General features: G+C 71.1%; 26 protein-coding genes. 10 read left to right on the top strand and 16 right to left on the bottom strand.

The features are described 5' to 3' along the window. Position 1: 1 nt before the first annotated feature. Genes MT346_RS00900 through MT346_RS00890 form a run of 3 tightly spaced genes read right to left on the bottom strand, consistent with a single transcriptional unit; the run spans position 2 to position 2,578 of the window. Positions 2 to 1,384 (bottom strand): L-serine ammonia-lyase, encoded by a 1,383-nt coding sequence (locus MT346_RS00900; RefSeq protein WP_243560801.1) that lies wholly within the window; start codon positions 1,382 to 1,384, stop codon positions 2 to 4. A gap of 46 nt (positions 1,385 to 1,430) precedes the next feature. Next, complete coding sequence (locus MT346_RS00895; protein ID WP_243560799.1) at positions 1,431 to 1,625, bottom strand: PspC domain-containing protein; 195 nt, start codon at positions 1,623 to 1,625, stop codon at positions 1,431 to 1,433. Between the two features lie 26 nt (positions 1,626 to 1,651). After that, positions 1,652 to 2,578, bottom strand: a complete 927-nt coding sequence (locus MT346_RS00890) for an NADP-dependent oxidoreductase (RefSeq protein WP_243560797.1) — start codon at positions 2,576 to 2,578, stop codon at positions 1,652 to 1,654. Positions 2,579 to 2,656: 78 nt separating this feature from the next. Here MT346_RS00890 and MT346_RS00885 point away from each other — a divergent pair, with 78 nt between their 5' ends. Beyond that, positions 2,657 to 3,475, top strand: coding sequence for a shikimate 5-dehydrogenase (locus MT346_RS00885; protein WP_243560795.1), 819 nt, complete (start codon positions 2,657 to 2,659; stop codon positions 3,473 to 3,475). A gap of 94 nt (positions 3,476 to 3,569) precedes the next feature. Here MT346_RS00885 and MT346_RS00880 read toward each other — a convergent pair whose 3' ends face one another. Genes MT346_RS00880 through MT346_RS00870 form a run of 3 tightly spaced genes read right to left on the bottom strand, consistent with a single transcriptional unit; the run spans position 3,570 to position 5,890 of the window. Then, the gene (locus tag MT346_RS00880) at positions 3,570 to 4,013 is read right to left on the bottom strand and encodes an SRPBCC family protein (protein ID WP_243560793.1); all 444 of its coding nucleotides are present in this window, start codon (positions 4,011 to 4,013) and stop codon (positions 3,570 to 3,572) included. Positions 4,014 to 4,018: 5 nt separating this feature from the next. Further along, positions 4,019 to 5,464 (bottom strand): NAD(P)/FAD-dependent oxidoreductase, encoded by a 1,446-nt coding sequence (locus tag MT346_RS00875; protein WP_243560791.1) that lies wholly within the window; start codon positions 5,462 to 5,464, stop codon positions 4,019 to 4,021. Between the two features lie 60 nt (positions 5,465 to 5,524). Next, positions 5,525 to 5,890, bottom strand: a complete 366-nt coding sequence (locus MT346_RS00870; protein ID WP_243560789.1) for a hypothetical protein — start codon at positions 5,888 to 5,890, stop codon at positions 5,525 to 5,527. A gap of 21 nt (positions 5,891 to 5,911) precedes the next feature. On the opposite strand from MT346_RS00870, the gene MT346_RS00865 reads away from it, so the two are divergent. After that, positions 5,912 to 6,124: a hypothetical protein gene (locus MT346_RS00865; RefSeq protein WP_243560787.1), complete on the top strand. Its 213-nt coding sequence runs from the start codon at positions 5,912 to 5,914 to the stop codon at positions 6,122 to 6,124. Here the strand turns inward: MT346_RS00865 and MT346_RS00860 are convergent. Beyond that, complete coding sequence (locus MT346_RS00860; protein WP_243560785.1) at positions 6,121 to 6,798, bottom strand: hypothetical protein; 678 nt, start codon at positions 6,796 to 6,798, stop codon at positions 6,121 to 6,123. The genes MT346_RS00865 and MT346_RS00860 overlap by 4 nt on opposite strands. 104 nt (positions 6,799 to 6,902) lie before the next feature. Here MT346_RS00860 and MT346_RS00855 point away from each other — a divergent pair, with 104 nt between their 5' ends. Then, complete coding sequence (locus tag MT346_RS00855; RefSeq protein ID WP_243560783.1) at positions 6,903 to 7,178, top strand: hypothetical protein; 276 nt, start codon at positions 6,903 to 6,905, stop codon at positions 7,176 to 7,178. Between the two features lie 132 nt (positions 7,179 to 7,310). Here the strand turns inward: MT346_RS00855 and MT346_RS00850 are convergent, their stop codons facing one another. Genes MT346_RS00850 through MT346_RS00840 form a run of 3 tightly spaced genes read right to left on the bottom strand, consistent with a single transcriptional unit; the run spans position 7,311 to position 9,690 of the window. Continuing rightward, positions 7,311 to 7,565 (bottom strand): hypothetical protein, encoded by a 255-nt coding sequence (locus tag MT346_RS00850; protein WP_243560781.1) that lies wholly within the window; start codon positions 7,563 to 7,565, stop codon positions 7,311 to 7,313. Between the two features lie 53 nt (positions 7,566 to 7,618). Next, complete coding sequence (locus MT346_RS00845) at positions 7,619 to 8,896, bottom strand: ABC transporter permease (RefSeq protein WP_243560779.1); 1,278 nt, start codon at positions 8,894 to 8,896, stop codon at positions 7,619 to 7,621. Continuing rightward, a complete protein-coding gene (locus MT346_RS00840; protein ID WP_243560778.1) occupies positions 8,893 to 9,690 on the bottom strand; it encodes an ABC transporter ATP-binding protein in 798 nt (265 codons plus the stop codon). The genes MT346_RS00845 and MT346_RS00840 overlap by 4 nt, the downstream gene beginning before the upstream one ends. An 80-nt stretch (positions 9,691 to 9,770) precedes the next feature. Between MT346_RS00840 and MT346_RS00835 the strand changes: the two genes are divergently transcribed. Further along, entirely contained in the window at positions 9,771 to 10,400 is a 630-nt protein-coding gene (locus MT346_RS00835) for a TetR/AcrR family transcriptional regulator (RefSeq protein ID WP_243560776.1), read from the top strand. A gap of 87 nt (positions 10,401 to 10,487) precedes the next feature. Here MT346_RS00835 and MT346_RS00830 read toward each other — a convergent pair whose 3' ends face one another. Together MT346_RS00830 and MT346_RS00825 are read right to left on the bottom strand one after the other, a co-directional pair. Continuing rightward, complete coding sequence (locus MT346_RS00830) at positions 10,488 to 11,357, bottom strand: glycoside hydrolase family 16 protein (RefSeq protein WP_243560774.1); 870 nt, start codon at positions 11,355 to 11,357, stop codon at positions 10,488 to 10,490. Positions 11,358 to 11,585: 228 nt separating this feature from the next. After that, complete coding sequence (locus MT346_RS00825) at positions 11,586 to 12,431, bottom strand: ADP/ATP-dependent (S)-NAD(P)H-hydrate dehydratase (protein ID WP_243560772.1); 846 nt, start codon at positions 12,429 to 12,431, stop codon at positions 11,586 to 11,588. Between the two features lie 24 nt (positions 12,432 to 12,455). Between MT346_RS00825 and MT346_RS00820 the strand changes: the two genes are divergently transcribed. From MT346_RS00820 to MT346_RS00805, 4 genes are all read left to right on the top strand, one after another. Continuing rightward, on the top strand, positions 12,456 to 13,097 hold the full coding sequence (locus MT346_RS00820; protein WP_243560770.1) for an HAD family phosphatase: 642 nt from the start codon (positions 12,456 to 12,458) through the stop codon (positions 13,095 to 13,097). Beyond that, positions 13,094 to 14,176, top strand: a complete 1,083-nt coding sequence (locus MT346_RS00815; RefSeq protein ID WP_243560768.1) for an NADH:flavin oxidoreductase/NADH oxidase — start codon at positions 13,094 to 13,096, stop codon at positions 14,174 to 14,176. The genes MT346_RS00820 and MT346_RS00815 overlap by 4 nt, the downstream gene beginning before the upstream one ends. 171 nt (positions 14,177 to 14,347) lie before the next feature. Continuing rightward, positions 14,348 to 15,694: a hemolysin family protein gene (locus MT346_RS00810; RefSeq protein WP_243561066.1), complete on the top strand. Its 1,347-nt coding sequence runs from the start codon at positions 14,348 to 14,350 to the stop codon at positions 15,692 to 15,694. Between the two features lie 55 nt (positions 15,695 to 15,749). Further along, entirely contained in the window at positions 15,750 to 16,790 is a 1,041-nt protein-coding gene (locus MT346_RS00805; RefSeq protein ID WP_243560767.1) for a hemolysin family protein, read from the top strand. A 70-nt stretch (positions 16,791 to 16,860) separates the two neighbouring features. On the opposite strand, the gene MT346_RS00800 is transcribed toward MT346_RS00805, so the two are convergent. Then, entirely contained in the window at positions 16,861 to 18,300 is a 1,440-nt protein-coding gene (locus MT346_RS00800) for a GuaB1 family IMP dehydrogenase-related protein (RefSeq protein ID WP_243560765.1), read from the bottom strand. Between the two features lie 143 nt (positions 18,301 to 18,443). On the opposite strand from MT346_RS00800, the gene MT346_RS00795 reads away from it, so the two are divergent. After that, positions 18,444 to 22,199, top strand: coding sequence for a multifunctional oxoglutarate decarboxylase/oxoglutarate dehydrogenase thiamine pyrophosphate-binding subunit/dihydrolipoyllysine-residue succinyltransferase subunit (locus MT346_RS00795; RefSeq protein ID WP_243560762.1), 3,756 nt, complete (start codon positions 18,444 to 18,446; stop codon positions 22,197 to 22,199). A gap of 120 nt (positions 22,200 to 22,319) precedes the next feature. On the opposite strand, the gene MT346_RS00790 is transcribed toward MT346_RS00795, so the two are convergent. From MT346_RS00790 to MT346_RS00780, 3 genes are read right to left on the bottom strand one after another with little or no spacing between them, the layout of a single operon-like run. Beyond that, on the bottom strand, positions 22,320 to 22,760 hold the full coding sequence (locus MT346_RS00790) for a GNAT family N-acetyltransferase (RefSeq protein ID WP_243560760.1): 441 nt from the start codon (positions 22,758 to 22,760) through the stop codon (positions 22,320 to 22,322). Between the two features lie 39 nt (positions 22,761 to 22,799). Continuing rightward, positions 22,800 to 23,042, bottom strand: a complete 243-nt coding sequence (locus MT346_RS00785) for a zf-HC2 domain-containing protein (RefSeq protein ID WP_243560758.1) — start codon at positions 23,040 to 23,042, stop codon at positions 22,800 to 22,802. Further along, positions 23,039 to 23,866 carry a sigma-70 family RNA polymerase sigma factor gene (locus MT346_RS00780; RefSeq protein ID WP_279396549.1) on the bottom strand — a complete coding sequence of 276 codons (828 nt, stop codon included), beginning with the start codon at positions 23,864 to 23,866 and terminating at the stop codon, positions 23,039 to 23,041. Before MT346_RS00780 ends, MT346_RS00785 begins: the two co-directional genes overlap by 4 nt. 156 nt (positions 23,867 to 24,022) lie before the next feature. Between MT346_RS00780 and aroA the strand changes: the two genes are divergently transcribed. Beyond that, entirely contained in the window at positions 24,023 to 25,381 is a 1,359-nt protein-coding gene (aroA, locus tag MT346_RS00775) for a 3-phosphoshikimate 1-carboxyvinyltransferase (protein ID WP_243560756.1), read from the top strand. The last annotated feature ends 1 nt before the right edge of the window (position 25,382 follow it).

The raw sequence follows: 25,382 nt of genomic DNA, 5'->3' as shown, positions 1-25,382 counted from the left end.
CTCAGCACAGGGGCACGTTCACCGCGAGACCGCCCATCGCGGTCTCCTTGTACTTGGTGGACATGTCGGCCCCGGTCTGCCGCATGGTCTCGACGACCTGGTCGAGCGACACGTGGTGCACGCCGTCGCCACGCAACGCCATGCGCGCGGCGTTGATCGCCTTGTTCGCCGCGATCGCGTTCCGTTCGATGCACGGGATCTGCACCAGGCCGCCGATCGGGTCGCACGTCAGCCCCAGGTTGTGCTCCATCGCGATCTCCGCGGCGTTCTCGACCTGTTCCGGGGTCCCGCCCAGCAGCTCGGCGAGTCCGGCCGCCGCCATGGACGCCGCGGAGCCGACCTCGCCCTGACAGCCGACCTCGGCGCCCGAGATCGATGCGCGCTCCTTGTAGATCGAGCCGATCGCGCCCGCGGTCAGCAGGAACCGTACGACGGCGTCGTCGCGCATCGTCGGCGTGATCGTCGGCACGTAGGTCAGTGCGTACGCCAGGACGGCGGGGATGATGCCCGCCGCACCGTTCGTCGGCGCGGTGACGACCCGCCCGCCCGAGGCGTTCTCCTCGTTGACGGCCATCGCGGTGAGGTTGACCCACTCCATCGCGAAGAGCGGGTCGTGGTCGGGGTCGTCCCGCACGAGCTGCTCGTGCCAGGTCGCGGCGCGGCGACGGACGTCCAGCCCACCGGGCAGCGTGCCGACACGGCGGATGCTGCGGTCGACACACGACTCCATCACCGCGTGGATCCCGAGCAGGCCGGAGCGGACCTGTTCCTCGGAGCGGGTGACGGTCTCGTTCGCCAGCGCGATCCCACTCATCGGCAGGCCGGTCCGGGCGCAGGCGGCCAGCAGCTCGGCACCGCTCGAGAACGGGTGCGGCACGGCGTCGACGACCGGGATCGCCGCTTCGCTCACCGCAGCGGGCTCGTCCGCACCGTCGCGGGTGATGAACCCGCCACCGACGGAGTAGTACGTCTCGACGGCGATCTCGGACCCGCTCGTGTCGAACGCTCGCAACCGCATGGCGTTCGGGTGCCGCGGCAGCATCGTGAGCGGGTGCTGGACGACGTCACGCAGGCGGAAGGGCACGGTCTGTCCGCCCGACAGCCGCAGGACGCCGGTGCGCTCGAGCTCGTCGAGCGCGGCCGCCATCGCGTCGGGGTCGACGGTCTCCGGCTGCTCCCCGGTCAGCCCGGCCGCGACGGCACCGAGCGTGCCGTGGCCCTGGCCGGTGGACGCCAGCGAGCCGTACAGGTCGACGCGGATCGTCGTGACCGGCAGCGCGGCGACCTGCTCGGCGAAGGCGGCGGCGGCCCGCATCGGCCCGACGGTGTGCGAGCTCGACGGCCCGACACCGATGCTGAAGAGATCGAAGACGGAGACCGGCACGTCCGCCACCCTAATCCGTCCGGACGGTCAACCGTCCGAGCGGCACTCAGCGGCGGCGACCGCCCTCGCCGGGCATCAGGATCCACAGCACGACGTAGGCGATCCACAGGGGGCCCGGGAACAGGCTCAGGATCACCCAGACGACGCGGACGAGCAGCCGGGGCAGGCCGAGTCGGTCGGCGATGCCGGCACACACGCCTGCGAGCAGACGACCGGAACGAGGGCGCGTGAGTGACTTCATGACGCAGACGCTACGTCATCGAGCCGCTACGGGATCAGGACGATCTTGCCCCGCGTGTGGCCCTGCTCGAGCTCCTCGAACGCGTCCTGCACCCGCTCGAGCGGGTAGGTCGCCGCGACGGGGACCTCGATCGCACCCTCGGCGACCATCTGCGCCAGCGCGCCGAGGATCTCCGGGTCGGCGGTGTCGGCGCTGCCGGAGGCCTTCGCCCCGACCTCGGCAGCGGCCTCGAACGCGATGATCGTCTCGATGCGGTCCGCCGGGATCCCGAGCGCGATGCCGAGGTGCACGTACTCGGCGCCGTGCGTGTCGATGAGCGCGTCGACACCGTTCGTGGCGAGCTCCTCGATGCGCTGCTGCAGTCCGTCCCCGTAGGCGACGGGGCGGGCGCGCTTCGACGCGAGCCACTCGTGGTTGGCCTCGGACGCGACAGCGATCACGTCGATGCCCTCGTTCGTGAGCAGCTGCGTGACGAAGCCGCCGACACCGCCGGCAGCGCCGGAGACGACGACCGTCTCCCCCGGCTTCGGGTCGGCGGCGCGCACGGCTGCGGCCGCCGTGGTCGCCACGACGTCCAGCCCACCGGCGACGTTCCAGTCGAGCAGGCGGGGCTTCTGCACGACCTGCTCGGCGGGGACGGACACGTACTCCGCCTGGCTCGCGCGGTCCCACGACCAGCCCAGGACCTCTTCGTGTTCGTCGATCCCGTCGACACCCTCGCCGACCGCGACGACGATGCCGGCGAAGTCGGTGCCCTGCCCGGACGGCAGGTCACCGCCGAACACACCCTGGCGGATCGCCGACTCACCGGGGTTGATGCCGGCGGCGCGGACCCGGACGAGCACGCGTCCGGGCTCGACGGTCGGTACGGGGACGTCGGCCACGTGCAGGACGCTCCGGTCCCCCCACGCATCGAGACGGACGGCTCGCATGGTCTCAGGAAGATCACTCATCGGCATCGACGCTACCCCTGGTCGCGGCCGCCGTCGGTGTGGACCGCTCCATCGGCGTGGCCGTGGGAGACTGCCGGCATGCCCATCCTCAACAAGGACATGCAGGTCTGCATCTCGCTCGCCGCCCGACCGAGCAACATCGGCACCCGCTTCCACAACGTGCTGTACGACGAGCTCGGGTTGGACTTCGTGTACAAGGCGTTCACCACGAATGACCTGCCGGGTGCCGTCACGGGCATCCGCGCGCTCGGCATCCGTGGTTGCTCGGTGTCGATGCCCTTCAAAGAGGCGATCATCCCCCTCGTGGACACGATCGAGGCCTCGGCGGCCGCGATCCAGTCCGTCAACACCGTGGTGAACGACAACGGCGTGCTCACCGCCTCGAACACCGACTACGAGGCAGTCGCCGCACTGCTGGCATCGCACGACGTCGACCCCGCGTCCCGCGTGCTGCTGCGCGGCTCCGGTGGCATGGCCAAAGCCGTCACCGCGGCGTTCCGCGGCGCGGGCTTCGACCACCTGACCGTCGTCGCCCGGAATGCGGACACCGGTCCGGCGCTGGCCGACCAGTACGGCTACGACTGGGCGAGCACCGAGTCGCAAGCTGGTGACGCCGACGTGCTCGTCAACGTCACGCCGATCGGCATGGACGGCGACCAGGCGGAGACGCTCGCGTTCGAGCCGGCCCGCATCGACGCGGCGCACACCGTCTTCGACGTCGTCGCGTTCCCGTCCGAGACCCCGCTGGTGCGCGCCGGTCGGGCCGCTGGCAAGCACGTCGTCACCGGCGCCGAGGTGATCGCGCTGCAGGCAGCGCGACAGTTCGAGCGCTACACGGGCGTCGCGCTCACCGAGGACCAGGTGCGACGCGCGAGCGAGTTCAGCCGCGCCGTGTAGGCGACCGGACCGCGGACGCCAGGCCCGGGGCGGGCTGGCACCGGGCCTCCCGTCCGGCGCTCAGTCGCGTTCGGCGCTCAGTCGCGTCCGATGCTCAGTCGCGTCCGGCGCGACCGGTCGCGACCCAGCCGAGCCGACGCAGGCTCTCGTGGTTGCGGATCCAGATGCTCGGCTGCGCGATGAAGCGGGGCACCAGGGTGCCCGGCCCCCGCACCGGGTTCTCGCGCAGGGTGACCCGGCAGCCGCGCGGATGCGGCTCGACGTCGATCTCGACGCGGGCCTCGCCCATCGGCCAGCCCTGCGGCTGGATGACCAGTCGTCGTGGCTCGTCGTGCTCGAGCACGGTCGTGGTGTCGTCGATGACGAGCGGCCAGATGCCGAACGAGTGGTGGATCTCGGTGCCGACCGCGGGCCAGCCGGGGTCCTGGCCGCGCATCCGCGAGGCGCCGACCACCCACGTGGGGTAGAGCCAACCGTCGCGGAGCACGGCGAAGACGTCCTCGGGGGTGCAGCGCAGGATGCGGACGTTCTTGGCCATGGTGGTCACTCCTCCGGACTCAGGTCGACGTCCCCGGACAGACCGAACGTGTGCCGCAGGGCACTGCGAGCGGCATGCCAGCCGGCCATGCCGTGCACACCCGGTCCGGGCGCGGCAGCCTCGGACGACAGGTACATCCCGCCGCCCATCCGCCACGGGTCGCTCGACAGCACCGGACGCTTGACGAGCTGCCAGAAGCTCGCCGCCCCCGCCGCGATGTCACCGCCGACGTAGTTCGGGTTGTACTCGCCCATCTGCACCGCGGTCCGCGAGCTCGAGGCCAGGACCGTGTCGCGGAAGCCCGGGGCGAAACGCTCGATCTGCCGGGTGACGGCCTCGGTGGGGTCGACGTCCGATCCCGCGGGCACGTGCGCGTACGCCCAGAAGACGTGCTTGCCGGCGGGCGCCCTGGACGGGTCGACGACCGTGGGTTCGGCGCCCAGGACGTACGGCCGGTCGGCGTGCTGCCCGCGAGCGACGGCGCCCTCGGCCTCGGCGATCTCCTGCCGCGTCCCGCCGATGTGCACGGTGCCGGCACGACGCAGCTCGGGGTTCGCCCACGGCACGGCGTCCGACAGCGCGAAGTCCACCTTCGCCGCCGCGTTGCCGAAGCGGAACCGACGGAGCGCGCCACGTCGGGGTGACGGGATCTGACTTCCCGCGATCCGCAGCATGCCGGGGACACTCGTGTCGAACAGCACGGCCTTGGCGGGGGTCAGGTCACCCAGCGATCGGACCTCGCGACCGGTCTCGATCGTGCCGCCGTGGGCGATCAGGTCCGCGGCGAGCGCGTCCACGATCGCCTGGCTGCCGCCGATCGGCACCGGCCAGCCACGGGCGTGCGCGTACGACCCGAGCGACAGTGCGGCGGCCGCGGTCGACAGCGACGGCATGTGCTGGATCGAGTGCGCCGCGACCCCGCTGACCATCGCCGGGGCGACGTCCTGCCGGAAGCGGGCGTTCCACGCGGCGGTCCCCTGCTCGAGTGCCCGCAGGCCGAAGCGCAGCACCGTCAGCGGGTGGCGGGGAACCTGCAGCAGGGCGTCCGTGGTGAAGTCGGCGACCCGGTCGGCGTGCTGCGCAAGCGGTCCCATCAGACTCCGGAAGGCCGGGCCGTCGACACCGAGCTCCGCGGCCGTGCGCTCGAGGTCCTGGTACGCGATGCCCGCGCGACCGTGGTCGAGCGGATGGCCGTACTGCACCTCGGGCAGGCGGAGCTCGATCCTGTGCTGCAGGCCGAACAGTCGGAAGAACTCGGACTGCAACGCCATGGGGTGCACGGCGGAGCACACGTCGTGGTGGAACCCGGGCAGCGTGAGCTCGGCCGTGCGGGCTCCCCCGCCGATCGTGTCGTTGCGCTCGACGACCTCGACCGTCAGTCCCGCGCGCGCCAGCGTCACCGCGGCCGCGAGCCCGTTCGGTCCCGCTCCGACCACCACCGCATCGACCACGCGTGCGCTCCTGTCCGTGTCGTCCACCCGTGCTCGACCAGCATGGCCCGCGGTCCCTGATCAGATCATCGCGTTGCCGTTCTCGAGGACATGGGATCGCCGGGCGAGGACGTCGTCGATCCGGCTGGCGCCTCGGATGAACCGCTCTGCCTCTGGGTGGACGAAGCCCGCGATCTCGAGGACGTCGTCCCGTATCCGCTCGAGGGGCGCACGCACGATCGGCTCGTGGTGTGCGAGCCGGTTGCGGAAGCGACGGACCTCGTCGAGCCGGTGGTGGAGCTGCTTTCGCCGCACTCCTCGGAGCCACGGGAACGCGTGGACCATGCGCGGCTGCCAGAGCGTGGTCTCGTAGCTGAGACGCGGATGGCGCGGTGTGCCGGCGTCGGTCAGCCCCACCCAGAACCCGAAGCTGGTCGCAGCGACCACGTCAGAGCAGGAACCCCCCTCATGCGCCTGCTCTCCGTCCTGATGCTCGTCGTGGCCGCCGCGTGCGGCGGGGCTGCGATCGCGCTCTCCATCGTCCTCATCGCTGTTGCTGACGTCACAGGGCCCCTGCCCACACGCCTCGGCGGAGCAACAGCAGCGTTGGCCGTCGTCGGCGCTGTCAGCGCCTTCGGGGTGGCCTGGCTCCGGCCGGCGACGAACGGGCGCGCCCGCTAGGAGCGCGCGGTGTCCGCACTCGCCGGGTCCGTGCCCGCGTCGGGCTCGTCCAGGTCGTCCGGCTCGTCGGTGTCCTCGAGCGCGCTCGGCCCGGACCCGACGGGGTGCTCCGCCAGCAGCGCCGCGAAGTCCTGCTCGAGCATCTCCTGCACGCGGTCGTCGCGGCCGACTTCGTAGCCCGCTTCCGGACGCTGCGCCCACCCGAGCCGCCCGACCACGGTGGTGCCGATGTCGTCCCACGCACGGGCACGGGCTGCCAGCACGATGCGGTCGACGAACCCCTGGTCGTCCCGGCGGCCGTCCAGCATGTCGGCCAGGCGGTCGTAGGTGGCCTCGCGCATCCGGAGCGCCAGGTCGTCGCCGCGCTTGTAGTCGTGCTGGTGCTTCGATCGCCCCTTCTGCTTGAGCGCCTTCGCGCGGATGTCCCGCATGCGTTCGGCGTCGCCGCGCTGCTCCTCTGCCATCCGGTGCAGTTCTTCGCGCACGGACTCGGCGGCGACGGCGTGGTCGAAGAACCCCTGGTCACGCAGCGAGGTGGTGATGATGCGGTTGGCCACGGCGATCGTCACCGCGGCCTTGGAGATCAGGAACCCCTCGTCGACCGCCCGCTTCAGCTCGACCTGGCTGATGGGTCGCTCGGTCGAGTCCTTGCCGCGCCGTCCGAACAGAGCCATGCCCTCGACGATACCGGCGGAGGACGAACCTCCGTCCGCAGGGTGACCCGGATCACCGCCGGGAGGGACGACTCGCCGTGGTCGGTCTCCCTACCGTTGGACGCATGGTCACCTACCCCGCTTCTTCCCGCACCGGCCTCGGCACCGCCAGCCTGGTGCTCGGCATCTGCTCGCTGCTCGCCGGGTGGACGTTCTTCGCGCCGATCGTCGGGCTGGTCCTCGGCATCATGTCCCGCGGGCGTGAACCGATGGCCCGTGGGCGTGCCGGCTGGGGCATCCTGCTGAACGCGGTCGCCCTGGCGATCTGGATCATCGCGGTGGCGTGCTTCGTCGCGTTCGGCACCCTTGCTGTCTGGTCGCACGCCACGTCCGGCAGCTGAGCCGACGGATCGCACCCCCTGCGACGCATCGCACCCCGACACACCGGGGCGCGATGTCCGCCGAGGGGTGCGACGCCGCAGGCATCCGACACCGCGAGCCGTCAGCGCGCTCCGGCAACCGAGCCGACCGGGTCAGAACACCAGGCCGTAGACGGCGACGTCGACCCGCCGCTCCCCCAGCGGCATCCCGCTCCGCAGGGTCCCCTCGTGCACGCAGCCGAGCCGCTCCGCCAGGCACGGCCGCGCACGTTGTCGGCGGCCGTGACGGTCGAGGTTCGCGAGCACGAGTTCGTGCACGGGTCGCACCGTCGTCAGGTCGCGGAGCGTCAGCGAGTACCCGTCACCGAGGTCCCGTCCGTACGCCACCACGGTGCTGACACCAGGCACACGCAGCGGGTCCCGTCCGCGCCGGACGGGACCCGCTGCGTGATCGGGACGGGCTACTCGTAGCGCAGGGCCTCGATCGGGTTCTGCCGCGCGGCGCGACGGGCGGGCAGCGTGCCGGCCAGGAAGGCGATGAGCATCACGACCAGGATGATCGTGATCACCGAGGACGGTGCGAACTGCAGGATCTGCAGCCCGGGCAGGTCCTTGAGCACGGTGCCCGCCAGCACGTTCGAGATCGCCGTGCCGAGCCCGATCGCCACACCGGCGCCGATCGCACTGCCGAGGAACCCGATGAAGACGGCCTCGAGCGAGAACAGCGTGTAGACCTTGCCGCCACCCATGCCCATGGCCTTCATCAGCCCGATCTCGCGGGTGCGTTCCTGCACGCTCATCAGCAGCGTGTTGATGATGCCGAAGCCGGCTGCGACCAGGGCGATCACGGCGAAGGCGTTGAGGATGCCCACGATCCCGTTGATCACCGTCTGGAACTGGCCGAGCTGGTCCTGGATCGTCTGCCCCGTGTAGCCGTCCTTCGACAGGGCGCTCTTGACGGTCGACGCCGACGCACCGGATGCCAGCGTGGCCGATGCGCTGGCGTACGAGGTCGCGATCGACGACGGCTTGCCGGTCTCCTGCGCGGACTGCATGGCGTCGGTGAGCGGCGCGTTCGCCCCTGCACCGCCGCCGAACAGCGACTCGTTCTGCACACCGACGACCGTGGCGGTCAGGGTGTGCTCCTTGCCCTGGTAGTCGTCGACCGCGAAGGTCAGTTCCTTGCCCACGGCGGCCTTCGCGCTGCCGAGCCCGAGGGACTTCAGGTCGTTGGTCGGCAGGATCACCTGGTTGCCGGAGGCGCTGTCGTCGAGCTGCTTCCCCGCGGCAAGGTCGGCCTTGATCTCACCCGCGTTGGCGGTCAGGGACACGACGTACTTGCCGTTGCCGTCGTACTCGGCGTACTTCGGGGCCAGCGCGACAGCGGGGCGCACGTTCTTCACGCCGGAGACCTTCTCGATCGTGTCGACGTCCGACTGGGACAGGTAGGCGAACGACGCCGGGCCACGGTTGACGCTCTGGCTGGACTCGTCGGGGTCGTACTTCGCGGGCCCGCCGTCGGTCGACCCGGTGTCGGCGGTCTTGGTGATGGTCAGCGTGCCGGTGTCCCCGATCGAGGCGACCTGGGTGTCGATGTAGTTGCCGACGCCCGTGCCGATGGCCGAGGTCAGCGTGATGGTGAACGCGCCGATGAAGATCGCGATCACCGTGAGCGTGGTGCGCAGCTTGGAGCGGAAGGTGTTGCCCACCGCGGTGCGGAGCAGGTCGAGGGCGTTCATGCGGAGTGCCTTCCGTGGTGCTCGGGCTGGTCCGGGACGGCGGAAGCGGATGCCGACGCGGGTGCGACTGGCGTCGAGGTAGCAGCGGGAGCGGGTGCCCCCGCCGTGCCGTCCGACCCGCCCACGATGAGCCCGTCGCGCACGTTGACGCTCCGGTCGCACCGCGCGGCGAGTTCCTCGTCGTGCGTGACGACCACGAGCGTGATGCCCCGGTCGCGCTGCAGGCCGAACAGCAGGTCCTCGACGATCTCACCAGTGTTGGTGTCGAGGTTGCCGGTCGGCTCGTCGGCGAAGATCACGCTCGGCTCCCCCACCAGTGCCCGCGCGATGACCACGCGCTGCTTCTGCCCGCCGGACAGGTCGTTCGCGTCGCTCTTGGCCTTGTCCGCCAACCCGAGGGCGTCGAGCGCCGCCATGCCCCGACGTTTCCGCTCGGCCCCGGAGACGCCCGCGATCTTCAGCGGCAGCACGACGTTGTCGAGCACCGACGTCTTGGGCGTCAGGAAGAACTGCTGGAACACGAACCCGAACGTGCTGTTGCGGGTGCGGTTCACCTGGCGTGCGCTGAGGGTCGCCGCGTCGGCGCCGTCGAGCAGGACCTCGCCGGTGGACGGCTTGTCGAGCAGTGCCAGCAGGTGCATGAGTGTCGACTTGCCCGACCCGGACTTGCCGACGATCGCCAGGCTCTCGCCCTGGTGCACGGCCAGCGACACGCCCTTCAGCGCATCGAACCGTGCGGAGCCACGGCCGTAGGTCCTCGTGAGGCCCCTGGCCTCGAGTACGGGAGTCGTCATGTGCCCACCGTACTGTCCACTGCACGAATGCAAGTTTGCATCTGCTGTAGACACTGCGACTTCCCGGTTACAGTCGAGCCATGTCTGTGTCCGACCCGTCCCCTGCACTCGGTCTCCGTGACCGCAAGCGGATCGAGACACGGCACCGGATCGCCGACTCCGCCAGGTCGCTGGCGCTCGAGCAGGACATCGACCACACCACGATCGAGCAGATCGCCGCGCGCGCCGACATCTCGCCGCGCACCTTCTTCAACTACTTCGACAGCAAGGAGGACGCGGTCCTCGGGCACACCGAGCTCGACCTGAGCCCGGAGACCCTGGCGTCGCATCTGCGGGCCGTCGCTGGCCGTCCTGCCGCACAAGCGGTGGTGGACCTGGCGTTCCTGGTCTTCGGCGAGACCTTCGGCGACGAGCACGAGCGCGAGACCCGGAAAGCGGTCCTGGTGCGCTTCCCGCAGCTGATGCGCCGCCAGGTCACCCGCATGACGACGGTCGCCGAGGCGATGACCGGTGCCGTCCGCACGGTGCTCGAACGTGATCCCGCGTGGGGTCCGGACGCCGCGACGCCCCAGGCCGCCGAGATGCTGCTCGGCATGGTGATGACGGCGCTCCGCAGTTCCGCCCGCCACGAGGCCAGCGACCCGGACGCCGTCCGCGCCTCGGTGACCGCCCTGATCCGCGACACGGCTGCACGCATCAGCGCCGCCTGACGCCGGACCGAACGACGCAACGGGAGGCGCGGTGCCAGCTGGCACCGCGCCTCCAGTCCGTCTCGTGGGAGCGTCCAGGGCCGCAGCTCACCCACCGGTGGCCGACCAGATGCGGACCCAGTCGATCTCCAGGTTCCCGGGCTCGCCCTTGTTGCCGATCTGGAACATGTACCGGTGCGCGGTGGTCGGGACGTACTGGGTGTCGGCGAAGACGAGCGTGCCGTCGACGTAGTACTTGACGGACTCCCCCGGCACCCAGACGGTCGTGTAGGTGTGCCACGTGCGCCAGGTCGCGGTGGTGTGCAGGCCGTTCTGGTGCCGTTCCTGCCCTGGCGTCATCGCGTGGCTGAAGGCGCCGACGGTGCCCTGGAAGGTGCCCTCGGGGAAGTCGAGTTCGCCCTCGGACCAGACGTTCGACGTCGGCCAGAGCATGAAGGCGGCGCCGTTGTCGTCGCCCCCGGTGGCACGGGCGCGGACGCTGAACGTCCCGCCGACGTGCGACCACGCACCCTGCTGGGTGCCGAAGGTACCGGCCGCGCCGCGGGTGCCGTCCATCGCGACGTCCATGATGCCGTCGTGCGCGCTGATGACCTCGCCCGAGTAGTACTTGTTGCTCATCGCGTCGGGGTAGGGCTGCCAGGCGTTCGCGTAGGTCGCCGCGAACTGTCCACCCGACGCGGCGTTCGTGTCGAAGTCCTCGGCGAACGACGGCGCGGTCGTGGGCGGCGCGAGCGTCGGGGTCGGCGTCGGGGTGGCGGCGGACGGGGAGGGCGAGGGCCGGTCGCCGACGGCCGGGCGGGCGTCGGCGGTCGACACGGACCCGAGGGTGACCCCGGCGGCGACGACCGCGGCCGTGACGAGCAGGAACCGCGAGACGCGCATGCGTCGTCGCGGCGCCCGGTCGGCACGTGGGGTCGGGTGACCGTCCTCGTTGACGGTGTGGTCTGCATCCTGCATGGTGAGTGGGTTCGCTTCCCGAGGGCGGAACCGGACTCGTGATGGGAGCCCCGCGTCGTCCCTCGGGACCCTGTCTAACCGTCCGTCCGGACTCCCACGAGCACCCCGCACCCCGGTGGCGGGATCGATGCGGGCTCCCGCGAGACGTGCGTGTTCCCGCGAAGCCGCATCGGCGGGGCGGATCGGCGTGCCGGATCGGCGTTCCGGGTCAGGTCGGGGCGTCGCCCGTCAGGCGGTGGCGTCGCCCGTCGTCACCAGGTCGCGGACCACGCCGGGCAGCGCCTCGATCAGCGTCGTCATCGTGAAGGGACCACCGCCGGACGCCCGACGGGCCGCCGTCCCGTGCACCACGGCGGCCGCAGCGGCGAGGTGCGCGAGGTCCGACGGCGACAGCGCTCCCCGACCCGCACGGGTGGCGACGAGTGCGCCGAGCACTCCGCCCAGCACGTCACCCGCGCCGGCGGCCGCCAGCCACGGCGTCGCCGAGGACGCCACCAGGCGGACCGCGCCGTCGGGCGTCACGACGTGGGTCCGCTTGCCCTTGAGCAGCACGACGCTGCCCGTCTGCTCTGCGGCGCGGAGTGCCGAACCCTCGGGGTCGGCCTCGATGCGCTCACGATCGATGCCGAGCACGCCCGCCAGCTCCCCCGCGTGCGGCGTCAGCACGGCGAGCGCGCCGAGGTCGACCAGCGGGATCGCGCCCGCGTCCACGACGACCGGCACCCCGTCGTCCGAGGCGTGCCGGAACGCGTCCGCGGTGGTGTCGTCGAGGTCGTCCAGCGAGTCCGCCGAGATCCCCGACCCGACCAGCCACGCCTGCACCCGGCCGACGCCCGCCACGACCTCGGGGCGCCGCGCCAGCACCGAGTCCGTCGCGCGACGGGGTCCGACGTAGCGGACCATGCCGACGCCGGTGTGGACCGCGGCGTCGACGCCCAGCACGGCCGCGCCCGGGTAGCGGTCGGACCCCGTCGCGACGCCGAGGACCCCGCGCCGGTACTTCGTCGACTCCCCCACGGGCGCGGTCGTCCACGCGGCGGCATCGGACACGGCGAAGGACACGAAGGCGTTCATCGTCCCCACGTTACGGTGGACCGCATGAGCCTGTCCCTGCCTGGTCGTGTCGTCGTGTTCGACTACGGCGAGGTGATCAGCCGGACGCCCGTCGCCGCGCGGGACGCCCTGCTGCAGGCGACCGGGTTGACCGCCGACGAGCTGTTCCCGGTGTACCAGGAGCTCCGGCACGACCTGGACCGCGGCGACCTGTCCGTGCTGCAGTACTGGCGCGCCATCGCCGAGCGCACCGGGCGCCACTGGAGCGTCAGCCAGGTGCACCGGCTGTGGGCGATCGACTACACCGGGTGGTTCGAGGTCGACCCCGAGGTGCTCGACCTGGTCGAGGAACTGCACGACGCGGGCACCCGGGTGGCCCTGCTGTCGAACGCGGGCTTCGACTTCGGCGATCCGTACCGCCGTTCCCCGATGGGGTCGCTGTTCGAGACCGTCGTGGTCAGCGCCGAAGAGCACGTGCTGAAGCCCGATCCGTCCATCTACCGCGTCACGTGCGACCGGCTGGGAATCGCGCCGGCGCAGATGGTGTTCGTGGACAACAGGGCCGAGAACGCCGCCGGCGCGGAAGCGATCGGCGCCGTCGGCCACCACCACGTCTCGCCGGCCGGGCTCAGGACCTTCCTCGAGCGCCTGGCCGAGGACGCACCCCGCGAAGGAGCCACCGCGTGACGCACGCCCTGTTCGACCCGATCACCATCCGCGACCTGACCGTCCGCAACCGCATCTGGGTCAGCCCCATGTGCCAGTACTCGGCCGAGCAGCAGGACGGTGTCCCGACGCCGTGGCACCTGGTGCACCTGGGCGGCTTCGCCAAGGGCGGCGCCGGAGCCGTCGTGGTCGAGGCCACCGGTGTGGTGCCCGAGGGTCGCATCAGCCCGCAGGACCTGGGCCTGTGGAACGACGAGCAGCGCGACGCGTTCCGCCCGATCGTCGACTTCATCCACGCGCAGGGCGCTGCCGCCGGTGTGCAGCTCGCGCACGCCGGACGCAAGGCGTCGACGTACCGCCCCTGGTCGTCGACGCAGGGCTCGGTCCCGGCCGAGGACGGCGGCTGGACCACCGTGGCCCCGTCGGCCGTCGCGTTCGAGGGGTACGCCGAGCCCCGCGAGCTGACGACCGAGGACATCCGGCTGGTCGCGCTCGGCTTCGCCGCCGCCGCCCGACGCGCGGTCGAGGCCGGGTTCGACCTGGTCGAGATCCACGCGGCCCACGGCTACCTGCTGCACCAGTTCCTGTCCCCGCTGAGCAACCACCGCACCGACGACTTCGGGGGCTCGCTCGAGCACCGTGCGCAGGCCCTGCTCGACGTGGTCGACGCCGTCCGCGCCGAGGTCGGCGAGGGCTTCCCCGTCGTCGTCCGGTTCTCGGCGACGGACTGGACCGACGGCGGGCTGACGCTCGACGAGGTGACCCGGGTCGCGCGGTGGACGCACGAGCACGGTGCCGACCTGGCCGACGTCTCGACCGGCGGCAACGTCCGCAGCGCGCCGATCCCCGTCGGCCCGGGCTACCAGGTGCCGTTCGCGGCGGCGATCAAGCGTGACGCCGGCATCGGCACGATCGCCGTCGGCATGATCTCCGAGGCGTTCCAGGCCGAGCAGATCGTGGCGACCGGTCAGGCCGACGTCGTGATGGTCGGCCGGGAGTTCCTGCGCGACCCCGGCTTCCCGCTCCGCGCCGCCCGCGAACTCGGTGTCACGATCGACTACGAGCCCCAGCAGTACCATCGAGCATCCGTCACCAAGTAGGGCGGATTCCCGGGGTTCCGGGGCGGCGCTGCGGTACGATCGACCCACTGTGGACGATCCTCCGAATCCTTCTTCGCCTCACTCATCCGCCGCTCACTCGGTGAGCTGCTCTGACTCACTGCGCCTGCACCCCGACTGGTGGTGGACCCGGTGAGCCCCATCGACGTCCTGATGCTCGTCGGTGGCATCCTGCTGACGCTCGGCACCGGCGTGTTCGTCGCGTCGGAGTTCGCGCTCGTGAACCTCGACCGCGCCGACGTCGAAGCACGTCGTGACCGCGGCGAGGCCGGCCTGGCGCCGGTCATCGCCGCGCTCAAGGTCACCTCGACGCACCTGTCGAGCGCACAGCTCGGCATCACGCTCACCACGCTGCTGACGGGCTACCTGCTCGAGCCGTCGATCGCGACCCTGCTCGAGGCGCCGTTCCTGGCGATGAACCTGTCCGAACCCGTCGTCGAGACGGTCGGCTCCATCGTGGCGCTCGTCATCGCGACCCTGCTGTCGATGATCCTCGGCGAGCTCGTGCCGAAGAACTTCGCGCTCGCGCTCCCGCTGCAGACCGCGCGCCTGGTCGTGCCGCTGCAGATCGCGTTCACGACGGTGTTCAAGCCCGCGGTCGCCGTGCTGAACGGCACGGCGAACGCCGTGTTGCGCGCCATCGGGATCGAACCGCAGGAAGAACTCAGCGGCGCGCGGAGCGCCGAGGAACTCACCTCGCTGCTGCGCCGCTCGGCATCCGAGGGCTCCCTCGAGCAGGACACCGCGACGCTGCTGCAGCGCACGCTGTCGTTCTCCGAGCTCGACGCCAGCGACGTGATGACCCCGCGTCCCCGCCTGTCGACGATCCGCGTGTCCGAGTCCGCCGAGGACGTCATCGCCCTGGCGCGACGCACCGGGTTCAGCCGCTTCCCCGTCATCGAGGAGGACGCGGACGACGTCGTCGGCATCGTGCACGTCAAGCAGGCCGTCGCCGTCCCGCGCGAGAAGCGCCCCGAGGTCCCCGTCGGTGCGCTGATGACCGACGCCGAGCGGGTCCCCGAGACCATGCCCGGTGACACCCTGCTGACCGAGGTCCGTGGTCGCGGCTACCAGATGGTCATCGTCGTCGACGAGTACGGCGGCACGGCCGGCGTCGTCACGCTCGAGGACCTGATCGAGGAGATCGTCGGCGAGGTCTCCGACGAGCACGACCGCGCCCGCATCGACGTGGTGCGCTCCCGCAACTGGCTGACGTTCCCCGGACTGCTGCGCCCCGACGAGCTCGAGGACCGCGCCGGGGTCACCGTGCCCGAGGACGGTCCCTACGAGACCGTCGGCGGGTTCATCATGTCGACGCTCGGCCGTCTTCCGGTGGTCGGCGACGAGGTCCCGCTCGAGGACGGGGTGTTCCGCGTCGAGCGACTCGACGGCCGCCGCGTGGACCGCATCCGCTGGACCCCGACCCCGACCGACACCCCGCCGGGCGGCATCACGATCCCGGTCGCCCGACACGCGAAGAAGAAGGAGGCCACCCGATGAGTTCGGATTCCGGGATGGGCGCAGCGGGATCTTCTGGCTCGATCGGGGGCACCAATTGAGTTCCGATTGGTGGGGGATCTTCTGGCTCTTCGTGCTGCTGGCGGGCAACGCGTACTTCGTCGCCGCCGAGTTCGCCGTCATCTCCGCGCGCCGCTCGCAGATCGAGCCCCGCGCCGAAGAGGGCTCCCGTGCCGCACAGATGACGCTGTGGGCGATGGAGCACGCCACCCGCATGCTCGCCACCACGCAGCTCGGCATCACGGTGTGCTCGCTGCTCATCCTCAACGTCTCCGAGCCGGCGATCCACCACCTGCTCGAGGCACCCCTGCACCTGACCGGCTGGAGCGTCGAGGTCATCGGCGTCGTGGCGTTCGTGTTCACGCTGCTGCTCGTGTCGTTCCTGCACGTGGTGTTCGGCGAGATGGTGCCGAAGAACATCTCGTTCTCGATGCCGGACCGCGCGGCCCTGCTGCTGGTGCCGACGCTCTGGTACATCGGCCACGGCCTGCACTGGGTCGTCGTCGGCCTGAACTCGGTCGCGAACGGTGTGCTGCGCCTGTTCAAGGTCGAGCCCAAGGACGAGGCCGTCAGCGCCTACACCGTCGAAGAGGTGCAGACCATCGTCGAGCAGTCCCGCCGCGAGGGCACGCTGTCCGACGACGGCGGCACGCTCCGCATGGCGTTCGAGTTCACCGAGAAGAAGGTCAAGGACGTCGCCGTGCCGATGTCCGAGCTGGTCACGCTCCCCGACGTCGCCACCCCCGGTGACGTCGAGCGGGCCGTCGCCCAGCGCGGGTTCTCGCGGTACGTGCTGCTGAACGACCAGGGCGACCCGACCGGGTACGTGCACGTCAAGGACGTCATCGACCTGCGTCCGGACGAGTTCGACGACCCGGTGCCGCCCAAGCGCATCCGGCAGCTCATCTCGCTCTACACCGAGATGGACCTCGAGGACGCGCTCGCCACGATGCGTGCTGCGGGGCGCCACGTCGCGCGGGCGTTCGACGCCGACGGGCGCACGACGGGCGTGCTGTTCCTCGAGGACATCCTCGAAGAGCTGGTGGGCACCGTCGAGGACGCGACCCGCCGCCGCTGAGACGGGCGCACAGGACGGACGGGAGGCCCGGTACCAGCTGGCACCGGGCCTCCCGTCCGTCGTGTGGCGGCTACCAGCTGACGGGGAGCGGTTTGCCCTCTTCGTACCCGGCGGCGGACTGGATGCCCACGAGCGCACGCTCCGAGAACTCGGCCAGGCTGGTCGCGCCGGCGTAGGTCGCCGAGCTGCGGACACCGGTCGTGATCATGTCGAGCAGGTCCTCGACGCTCGGGCGCTCGGGGTCGAGGTAGATCGTCGAGGACGAGATGCCCTCGGCGAAGAGTGCCTTGCGTGCACGCTCGTACGGGTCGAGGCGCTCGAAGCGTTCGCGCACGGCCTTGGCGCTGGCCATCCCCCAGCTCTCCTTGTAGGCCTTGCCGGCGGTGTCGCGGCGCAGGACGCCCGGTGCCTCGAGCGTGCCGGCGAACCACGAGCCGATCATGACGGCGCTGGCGCCGGCGGCCAGGGCGAGCGCCACGTCGCGCGGGTAGCGGACGCCGCCGTCGGCCCAGACGTGCGCGCCGAGCGACCGGGCTGCGGCGGCGGTCTCGAGCACGGCGGAGAACTGCGGACGCCCGACGGCGGTCATCATGCGCGTGGTGCACATGGCTCCGGGTCCGACGCCGACCTTGATGATCGACGCCCCGGCATCGACCAGGTGGGCGACGGCGTCGGCGGTGACGACGTTGCCGGCGACGAGCGGGATGCCGAGGTCGAGGGCGGCGACCGTGCGGAGCGCGCGGAGCATCGCTTCCTGGTGACCGTGGGCGGTGTCGAGGACGAGGACGTCGACGCCGGCTGCCGCCAGGGCCTTCGCCTTGGCCGCGACGTCACCGTTGATGCCGATCGCGGCAGCGACCCGCAGCCGGCCGGAGGCGTCGACGGCGGGCGTGTAGATGTCGGAGCGGATGGCGCTGGTCGGGCTGGTGGTGCCGACGACCTTGCCGTGCCGGGTGACGGGCGCGAAGTCGACGTCGGCTGCCGTGAGCACGTCGTACACGTGGCGGGGGGTGCCGGCGTCCTCGGCGTCGATCCCGGTCGACGCGCCGTGCAGCAGGTCGCGGAGGGTGGCGTCGGGTCCGGCGGTGCCCAGTCGGGTGGCCGGCACGCAGCCCAGGTACTCGCCGGCGGCATCGCGGACGACGACCCCGCGACCGGCGACCGGCAGGAGCTGTTCGAGGGTCTCGGCGACCGTGGTGTCGGCGCGCATCTCGATCGCGGTGTCGAAGGCGACGGGCTGGTCCTTCACCCACCGGATCGCGGCGTCCAGGTCCTGCAGGTGCATGTCCTGCGGCAGCACGCCGAGCCCGCCCCGACGTGCGAGCGTCGCCGCCAGCCGCGGACCGGTGACCGAGTTCATGTTGGCGCTGACGATGGGGATGGTGACGCCCGAACCGTCGTTCGCGGCGAGGTCGACGTCGAAGCGGCTCGTGACCCCGGAACGGCTGGGCACGAGGAAGACGTCGGAGTAGGTCAGGTCGTGGGTCGGCCGCGTCTCGTAGAACCTCATGCGGCCCACCGTACTGCGGGACGACATGCCTCGGGCTGACACCGGACGGACATGTGGGAACGGCTACGCTTGACGACGTGCGGGGCAGGGTTGCGCCGCACGACACACACGAGCATCAATCGACGGAGAGTGGGCGATCGGCTGTGTCGAGCCATCTGACCGGAACTGACGAGACCGCGGGCGAATTCGGCGCGAACGAGTGGCTCGTGGACGAGCTCTACGAGCAGTTCGTCGCGGACAAGCACTCGGTGGACGAGTCCTGGTGGCCCGTGCTCGAGAGCTACCACCAGACCTCCGGCAAGGCCGCCGCGACCGCTGCCCCGGCACAGCCTGCGGCCGCTCCTGCTCCTGCTCCCGCCGCTCCTGGTGGCCCTGCCGCTGCTGCCGGGTCGGCCGCTCCGGCCGGGTCCGGCGACGGCAAGGGGGCGACGATCCAGGCCCGCACGACCTCGAAGCAGCCGTCCCCGCAGCCGATCCCGGCCGAGGCGAACGACGCCGCCGACGACCACGAGGAGACCCACGAAGACGTGGCGACCCCGCTGCGTGGCATGGCGAAGACCCTGGCGTCGAACATGGACGCGTCGCTCACCGTCCCGACCGCCACCAGCGTGCGCACCATCCCCGCCAAGCTGATGATCGACAACCGGATCGTCATCAACAACCACCTGCGTCGCGCCCGCGGCGGCAAGATCTCCTTCACCCACCTGATCGGGTGGGCCATGGTGCAGGCGCTCAAGGACTTCCCGAGCCAGAACGTCTTCTACGAGGAACGCGACGGCAAGCCCTTCGTCGTCGCCCCCGCACACGTCGGCCTCGGCATCGCGATCGACGTCCCCAAGAAGGACGGCACCCGCTCCCTGCTCGTCCCGAGCATCAAGCGCGCCGAGACCCTGACCTTCGGCCAGTTCCTGTCGGCGTACGAGGACCTGGTCAAGCGGGCCCGCGACAACAAGCTCACGCCGGCCGACTTCCAGGGCACCACGATCTCGCTGACCAACCCCGGCGGCATCGGCACCGTGCACTCGGTCCCCCGCCTGACCAAGGGCCAGGGCGCCATCATCGGCGCGGGCGCACTCGAGTACCCCGCACAGTTCCAGGGCTCGGCATCCAAGACCCTGGTCGAACTCGGCATCGGCAAGACGATCACACTGACCAGCACCTACGACCACCGCGTCATCCAGGGCGCCGGCTCGGGCGAGTACCTGAAGAAGGTGCACGAGCGCCTGATCGGTGAGCACGGGTTCTACGAGGGCATCTTCTCGGCGCTCCGGATCCCCTACAAGCCGATCCAGTGGGCCAACGACATCAACGTGGACCTGGCCCACCGCGTCAACAAGACCGCGCGCGTGCAGGAGCTGATCAACAGCTTCCGGGTCCGTGGGCACCTGATGGCCGACATCGACCCGCTCGAGTACCGCCAGCGCACCCACCCCGACCTCGAGATCGAGAGCCACGGGCTGACCTTCTGGGACCTCGACCGCGAGTTCGTGACCGGCGGTCTGGCCGGCACCACGAACGCACCGCTGCGTGACGTGCTCGGTGTCCTGCGCGACGCCTACTGCCGCACGGTCGGCATCGAGTACATGCACATCCAAGACCCGGAACAGCGTCGCTGGTTCCAGTCCCACATCGAGGTCCCCTACTCGAAGCCGTCGAAGGACGAGCAGCTCCGCGTCCTCGGCAAGCTCAACGAGGCCGAGGCGTTCGAGACCTTCCTGCAGACGAAGTACGTCGGCCAGAAGCGCTTCTCGCTCGAGGGCGGCGAGTCGACGATCCCGTTCCTCGACACGCTCATCCAGCACGCCGCCGTCGCCGGGCTCGACGAGGTCGCGATCGGCATGGCCCACCGTGGCCGCCTGAACGTGCTGACGAACATCGCCGGCAAGACCTACGGCCAGATCTTCCGCGAGTTCGAGGGCACCACGCTCCCCGGCGCCGTGCAGGGTCAGGGCTCCGGCGACGTCAAGTACCACGTCGGCACCGAGGGGGTCTTCCGCGCGTCGGACGGCACCACGATCCCGATCACGATCGCCGCGAACCCGTCGCACCTCGAAGCCGTCGACGGCGTGCTCGAGGGCATCGTCCGCGCCAAGCAGGACCGCGGACCGGCCGGTGAGTTCGGCGTGCTGCCCGTGCTCGTCCACGGTGACGCTGCGATGGCCGGCCAGGGTGTGGTCGTCGAGACCCTGCAGATGTCGCAGCTGCGCGGCTACCGCACCGGCGGCACCGTGCACCTGGTGATCAACAACCAGGTCGGGTTCACCACCCCGCCCGACTCCGCGCGCACCTCGGTGTACTCCACCGACGTCGCCAAGACGATCCAGGCGCCGATCCTGCACGTCAACGGGGACGACCCCGAGGCCGTGGCCCGCGTCGCCGACCTGGCGTTCGCGTACCGGCAGGAGTTCCACCGCGACGTCGTCATCGACCTGGTCTGCTACCGCCGCCGCGGACACAACGAGGGCGACGACCCCTCGATGACGCAGCCGCTCATGTACAACCTGATCGAGGCCAAGCGCTCCGTCCGGACGCTGTTCACCGAGGCCCTGGTCGGCCGAGGTGACATCACCCAGCAGGAGTACGACGAGGCGCACCGCGACTTCCAGGACCGCCTCGAGCGCGCCTTCGCCGAGACCCACGAAGCGCAGACCGGCACGATCCCCGTCATCCAGGTCGACGACGACGGTGCCGTGCAGGGCCTCGAACGCCCAGCGGCACAGCGTGACGACACCGAACTGCAGGTCCACGACACCGCGATCTCGAAGGAGCTCGTCGAGCTCATCGGCGACGCGCACGGCAATCCGCCCGCCGGGTTCCAGGTGCACCCGAAGCTGCAGGCACTGCTCACCAAGCGCACGGACATGACCCGCAAGGGCGGCGTCGACTGGGCGATGGCCGAACTCATGGCGATCGGCTCGCTGCTGACCGAGGGCAAGCCCGTCCGGCTCGCCGGGCAGGACGCCCGACGCGGCACCTTCGTCCAACGGCAGGCGGTGTTCCACGACCGCGAGAACGGGCAGGAGTGGCTGCCCCTGTCGAACCTGACCGAGGACCAGGCCCGCTTCTACATCTACGACACGCTGCTGAGCGAGTACGCGGCGATGGCGTTCGAGTACGGCTACTCGGTCGAGCGCCCCGACGCCCTGGTGCTCTGGGAAGCGCAGTTCGGCGACTTCGCGAACGGCGCCCAGACGGTCATCGACGAGTTCATCTCGTCCGCCGAGCAGAAGTGGGGACAGCGCTCCGGCCTGGTCCTGCTGCTGCCCCACGGCTACGAGGGTCAGGGCCCCGACCACTCGTCGGCCCGCATCGAGCGGTACCTGCAGCTCTGCGCCGAGGACAACATGGTGGTGGCACGTCCGTCGACCCCGGCGTCGTACTTCCACCTGCTGCGCCGCCAGGCCTGGGAGCGTCCGCAGAAGCCGCTGATCGTCTTCAGCCCGAAGGCGATGCTGCGGCTGCGGCAGGCGACCAGCGCGGTCGAGGACTTCACGAACGGCACCTTCGAGCCGGTGATCGACGACGCGAAGGTCACCGACCGGAACGCCGTTCGCCGCGTCGTGCTGCACTCCGGCAAGGTGCACCACGACCTGCGCGCCGAGGCCGACAAGCGCGGGCGCACCGACGTCGCCCTGGTCCGGCTCGAGCAGCTCGCACCGCTCCCCCTCGACCGCATCCTGCAGGTCCTCGGCAGCTACCCGAACGCCGACGTCGTGTGGGCCCAGGAAGAGCCGGAGAACCAGGGCGCCTGGCCGTTCGTGTGCATGAACCTGTCGCCGCACCTGGACGGCCGACCGCTGTCCGTCGCGTCGCGGCCCGCCAGTGCCGCGCCGGCGACGGGCTCGTCGAAGCGGTCCGCTGCCGAGGCCGCCGAGGTCCTCGACCGGGCGCTCGACTGATCGTTCGCATCCCCGCAACGACATCGCACACCGTGAGAACGGGGCGCGATGTCGTTGTCGGGGTGCACCGCCGCGGCGGACGACCCCGCGGCAACGAGCCCCCCCCCCCCCCCCGCGCCGCTACGCGATCCGGGTGTACCGGACCCCGGCGTCGTGGTAGCCGCGCTTCTGGTAGAACCGGTGCGCGCTGTCGGTCGCGGCAGCGCTGACGGCCGACAACTGCCGCGCGCCCTGCTCCGCGGCCCAGGCCTCGAACGTGCCGAGCAGCGCGGACCCCGTTCCGGAGCGGCGCTCCGACGGGTCGACGACCAGCAGCAGCAGCTGTGCGGTCGGCTCGTCCGACGCGTAGGCCCACGTGACCTGTGCGCCGGCGACCGCGACGGCACGCCCGTCCTCGGCCCGCACGACCCAGGTCCGGTGTCCGGCCTCGGGGGTGAGCCGCTCGAGACGCGCGCGCATCGAAGCATCATCGGCCGTGTGGCCGAGGGAACGGACGAGGGCAGCGACGTCGGCGACGTCCGGGTCGGACCAGGTGGTGATCGACTCGACGGAGAGGGTCATGATCGCGACCCTACCCGGCGCGGCATCCGTGTTTCGACGTCAGTGGGTCGCCTGCTCCGCGCGGATGCGGGTCAGGATCTCGGTCCGCAGCTGCTCCGGAGCAGTCTCTCTGCACGCACGCTTGACGGTCTCCATCAGCACCACGCCGACACGGTGCTCGGTCTCGCAGTCGGGGCAGTCGGCCATGTGCTCACGGATGTCCGCCGCGTCCTCGCGGCCCAGTTCGTCGTGCAGGAACTCCTCGAGCTCCGCCTTCGCCTTGGAGCAGTCGCAGCCGCTCATCGTTCACCCTCTCGGTCAGTGCGGCTCGACGCCGCGGTACGGCTCGACGCCGCCGTGCGGGTCGTCGCCGCACTACGGCTCGGAGCCGCGGTGTTCCGGCCTCGTCCACGCATCGTCGCCGTCGACGCTGCGTCGGGGACGACCCCGGTCTCGCGGGCATGGTCCGCCAACAGCCCCCGCAGGAGCCGGCGTCCACGGTGCAGACGGCTCATGACCGTCCCCACGGGGGTCTTCATGATGTCCGCGATCTCCTGGTACGAGAACCCCTCGACATCAGCGAAGTAGACCGCCATCCGGAAGTCCTCGGGGATCGCCTGCAGGGCGTCCTTCACCGCTGACGACGGCAGGTGGTCGATCGCGTCGGCCTCGGCGGAGCGGGCGGAGATCGACTGGGTGACGCTCTCGGCGCCGCCCAGCTGCCAGTCCTCGAGCTCGTCGATGGTGCCCTGGTAGGGGTTCCGCTGGTTCTTGCGGTACGTGTTGATGAACGTGTTCGTCAGGATCCGGTACAGCCACGCCTTGAGGTTCGTGCCCTGGCGGAACTGCCGGAAGGCGGCGAACGCCTTGACGAAGGTCTCCTGCACCAGGTCGGACGCGTCGGCCGGGTTGCGGGTCATCCGCATCGCCGCGCCGTACAGCTGGTCCATGAACGGCAGCGCCTGGTCTTCGAACAGGGAGCGGAGTTCGGCGGCCGAGACGGTCTTGGCGTCGACGACGTCGGCCTCGGTGTCGAGGTCCGCTGCTTCCTCGGCGACGGCGTCGAGCTGTTCCTCGGTCTCGTGGACCAGGTCGTGCGGAGTTGCCTGCGGCTCGTCGGTGGTCATCGCGGGCCAGTCTAGAGCGGGCGCGTCCAGAGCGAGCGCGTCGCGAGCGGGCGCGTCCAGCGCGAGCGTGGTCACCACGGCGGGCATGCGTGTCCGCGCTGGTGCGAGTGCTGTCGCCAAGGGTCCTCCCGATCGTTTCAGTAGTCTTGTGAACCGATGGCAGACACGACGCATTCCCAGCAGCCCGACGCCTGGACCGCCCCCGTCGCAGTGGGCCCCCTGCAGGGCGACGTCGCCCTGCCCGGGTCGAAGTCGCTGACCAACCGCGAACTCGTCCTCGCCGCGTTGGCCGACGGTCCGTCGACCATCCACCTGCCGCTCTACTCCCGCGACTCGACGCTCATGATCGAGGCGCTCCGGGCGCTCGGCGTCGGCATCGACCAGGTCACGCCTGACGACGGCGCCACCCCGAACCCGTACGGTCCGGACCTGCGGGTCACCCCGGCACCGATGCACGGCGACGTCCGGATCGACTGCGGGCTCGCCGGCACCGTGATGCGCTTCCTGCCGCCGCTCGCCGCGCTGGCCACCGGCCCGGTCGTCGTCGACGGCGACGAAGCAGCCCGCCGGCGACCGATGCGCCCCGTCATCGACGCCCTCGTCGCGCTCGGGATCGACGTCACCGACGACGGCGACGGATCGCTGCCGTTCGCCTTCACCGGCTCCGGCTCGGTGCGCGGCGGTGCGCTGTCGATCGACGCGTCGGCATCGTCCCAGTTCGTGTCCGGCCTGCTGCTCTCTGCACCGCGCTTCGACGAGGGCCTGCACCTCACGCACGCCGGCGACCGCCTGCCGAGCATCCCCCACATCGACATGACCGTCGCCGCGCTCCGGGCCCGCGGTGTCCGGGTCGACCAACCCGCCGTCGGCGAGTGGGTCGTGCACCCCGGCCCGATCGCGGCCCGTGACGTCACCATCGAGCCCGACCTGTCCAACGCGGCGCCCTTCGCGATCGCGGCCCTGGTGGCGGGCGGCACCGTCCGCATCCGCACCTGGCCGACCGCGACCACACAGGTCGGCGCCGACCTCGAGACGCTCCTGCCCCTGTGGGGCGCGACCGTGCGCCGTGACGGCGACGACCTGGTGTTCGACGGCGGCGTCGGGATCCGGGGTGGGGCCTCCTGTCCGGGGGTCGACCTGGACCTGACCCGCGGTGGCGAGCTCGCACCGGCCCTGGTCGCGTTGGCGGCCCTGGCCGACACGCCCAGCACGATCACCGGGATCGGTCACCTGCGCGGACACGAGACGGACAGGCTCGCCGCGCTGGCGGCGGACGTGACCCGGACAGGAGGCTCGGTGCAGGTCCTCGACGACGGCCTGCGGATCGAGCCGGCGCCGCTCCACGGCGGCGGCTGGGCCGCGTACGAGGACCACCGGATGGCGACCGCTGGCGCGGTCGTCGGCCTGGTGACCCCGGGCATCGCGGTGGACGACATCGGGTCGACCGCCAAGACGCTGCCGCAGTTCCCGGAACTCTGGGCCGACCTGGTCGCGACCGCCCGGACCGGAGCCTGAC

It is taken from the genome of Curtobacterium sp. VKM Ac-2922 (assembly GCF_022815645.1).
GTDB lineage: Bacteria > Actinomycetota > Actinomycetes > Actinomycetales > Microbacteriaceae > Curtobacterium.
Note: the sequence above shows the minus strand (reverse complement) of the source record. Positions and strands in the feature narration are given on the sequence as shown.

What these genes read in the sequence shown, in the direction of transcription:
- MT346_RS00810 (WP_243561066.1), top strand. Translation starts at nt 14,348, where the DNA reads ATGCTCGTCGGTGGCATCCTGCTGACGCTCGGCACCGGCGTGTTCGTC.
- MT346_RS00845 (WP_243560779.1), bottom strand. Translation starts at nt 8,896, where the DNA reads ATGAACGCCCTCGACCTGCTCCGCACCGCGGTGGGCAACACCTTCCGC.
- MT346_RS00835 (WP_243560776.1), top strand. Translation starts at nt 9,771, where the DNA reads ATGTCTGTGTCCGACCCGTCCCCTGCACTCGGTCTCCGTGACCGCAAG.
- MT346_RS00780 (WP_279396549.1), bottom strand. Translation starts at nt 23,866, where the DNA reads ATGACCACCGACGAGCCGCAGGCAACTCCGCACGACCTGGTCCACGAG.
- MT346_RS00895 (WP_243560799.1), bottom strand. Translation starts at nt 1,625, where the DNA reads ATGAAGTCACTCACGCGCCCTCGTTCCGGTCGTCTGCTCGCAGGCGTG.
- MT346_RS00800 (WP_243560765.1), bottom strand. Translation starts at nt 18,300, where the DNA reads ATGAGGTTCTACGAGACGCGGCCGACCCACGACCTGACCTACTCCGAC.
- MT346_RS00855 (WP_243560783.1), top strand. Translation starts at nt 6,903, where the DNA reads ATGGTCACCTACCCCGCTTCTTCCCGCACCGGCCTCGGCACCGCCAGC.
- MT346_RS00885 (WP_243560795.1), top strand. Translation starts at nt 2,657, where the DNA reads ATGCCCATCCTCAACAAGGACATGCAGGTCTGCATCTCGCTCGCCGCC.
- MT346_RS00830 (WP_243560774.1), bottom strand. Translation starts at nt 11,357, where the DNA reads ATGCAGGATGCAGACCACACCGTCAACGAGGACGGTCACCCGACCCCA.
- MT346_RS00890 (WP_243560797.1), bottom strand. Translation starts at nt 2,578, where the DNA reads ATGAGTGATCTTCCTGAGACCATGCGAGCCGTCCGTCTCGATGCGTGG.
- MT346_RS00865 (WP_243560787.1), top strand. Translation starts at nt 5,912, where the DNA reads ATGCGCCTGCTCTCCGTCCTGATGCTCGTCGTGGCCGCCGCGTGCGGC.
- aroA (WP_243560756.1), top strand. Translation starts at nt 24,023, where the DNA reads ATGGCAGACACGACGCATTCCCAGCAGCCCGACGCCTGGACCGCCCCC.
- MT346_RS00825 (WP_243560772.1), bottom strand. Translation starts at nt 12,431, where the DNA reads ATGAACGCCTTCGTGTCCTTCGCCGTGTCCGATGCCGCCGCGTGGACG.
- MT346_RS00785 (WP_243560758.1), bottom strand. Translation starts at nt 23,042, where the DNA reads ATGAGCGGCTGCGACTGCTCCAAGGCGAAGGCGGAGCTCGAGGAGTTC.
- MT346_RS00880 (WP_243560793.1), bottom strand. Translation starts at nt 4,013, where the DNA reads ATGGCCAAGAACGTCCGCATCCTGCGCTGCACCCCCGAGGACGTCTTC.
- MT346_RS00790 (WP_243560760.1), bottom strand. Translation starts at nt 22,760, where the DNA reads ATGACCCTCTCCGTCGAGTCGATCACCACCTGGTCCGACCCGGACGTC.
- MT346_RS00820 (WP_243560770.1), top strand. Translation starts at nt 12,456, where the DNA reads ATGAGCCTGTCCCTGCCTGGTCGTGTCGTCGTGTTCGACTACGGCGAG.
- MT346_RS00840 (WP_243560778.1), bottom strand. Translation starts at nt 9,690, where the DNA reads ATGACGACTCCCGTACTCGAGGCCAGGGGCCTCACGAGGACCTACGGC.
- MT346_RS00860 (WP_243560785.1), bottom strand. Translation starts at nt 6,798, where the DNA reads ATGGCTCTGTTCGGACGGCGCGGCAAGGACTCGACCGAGCGACCCATC.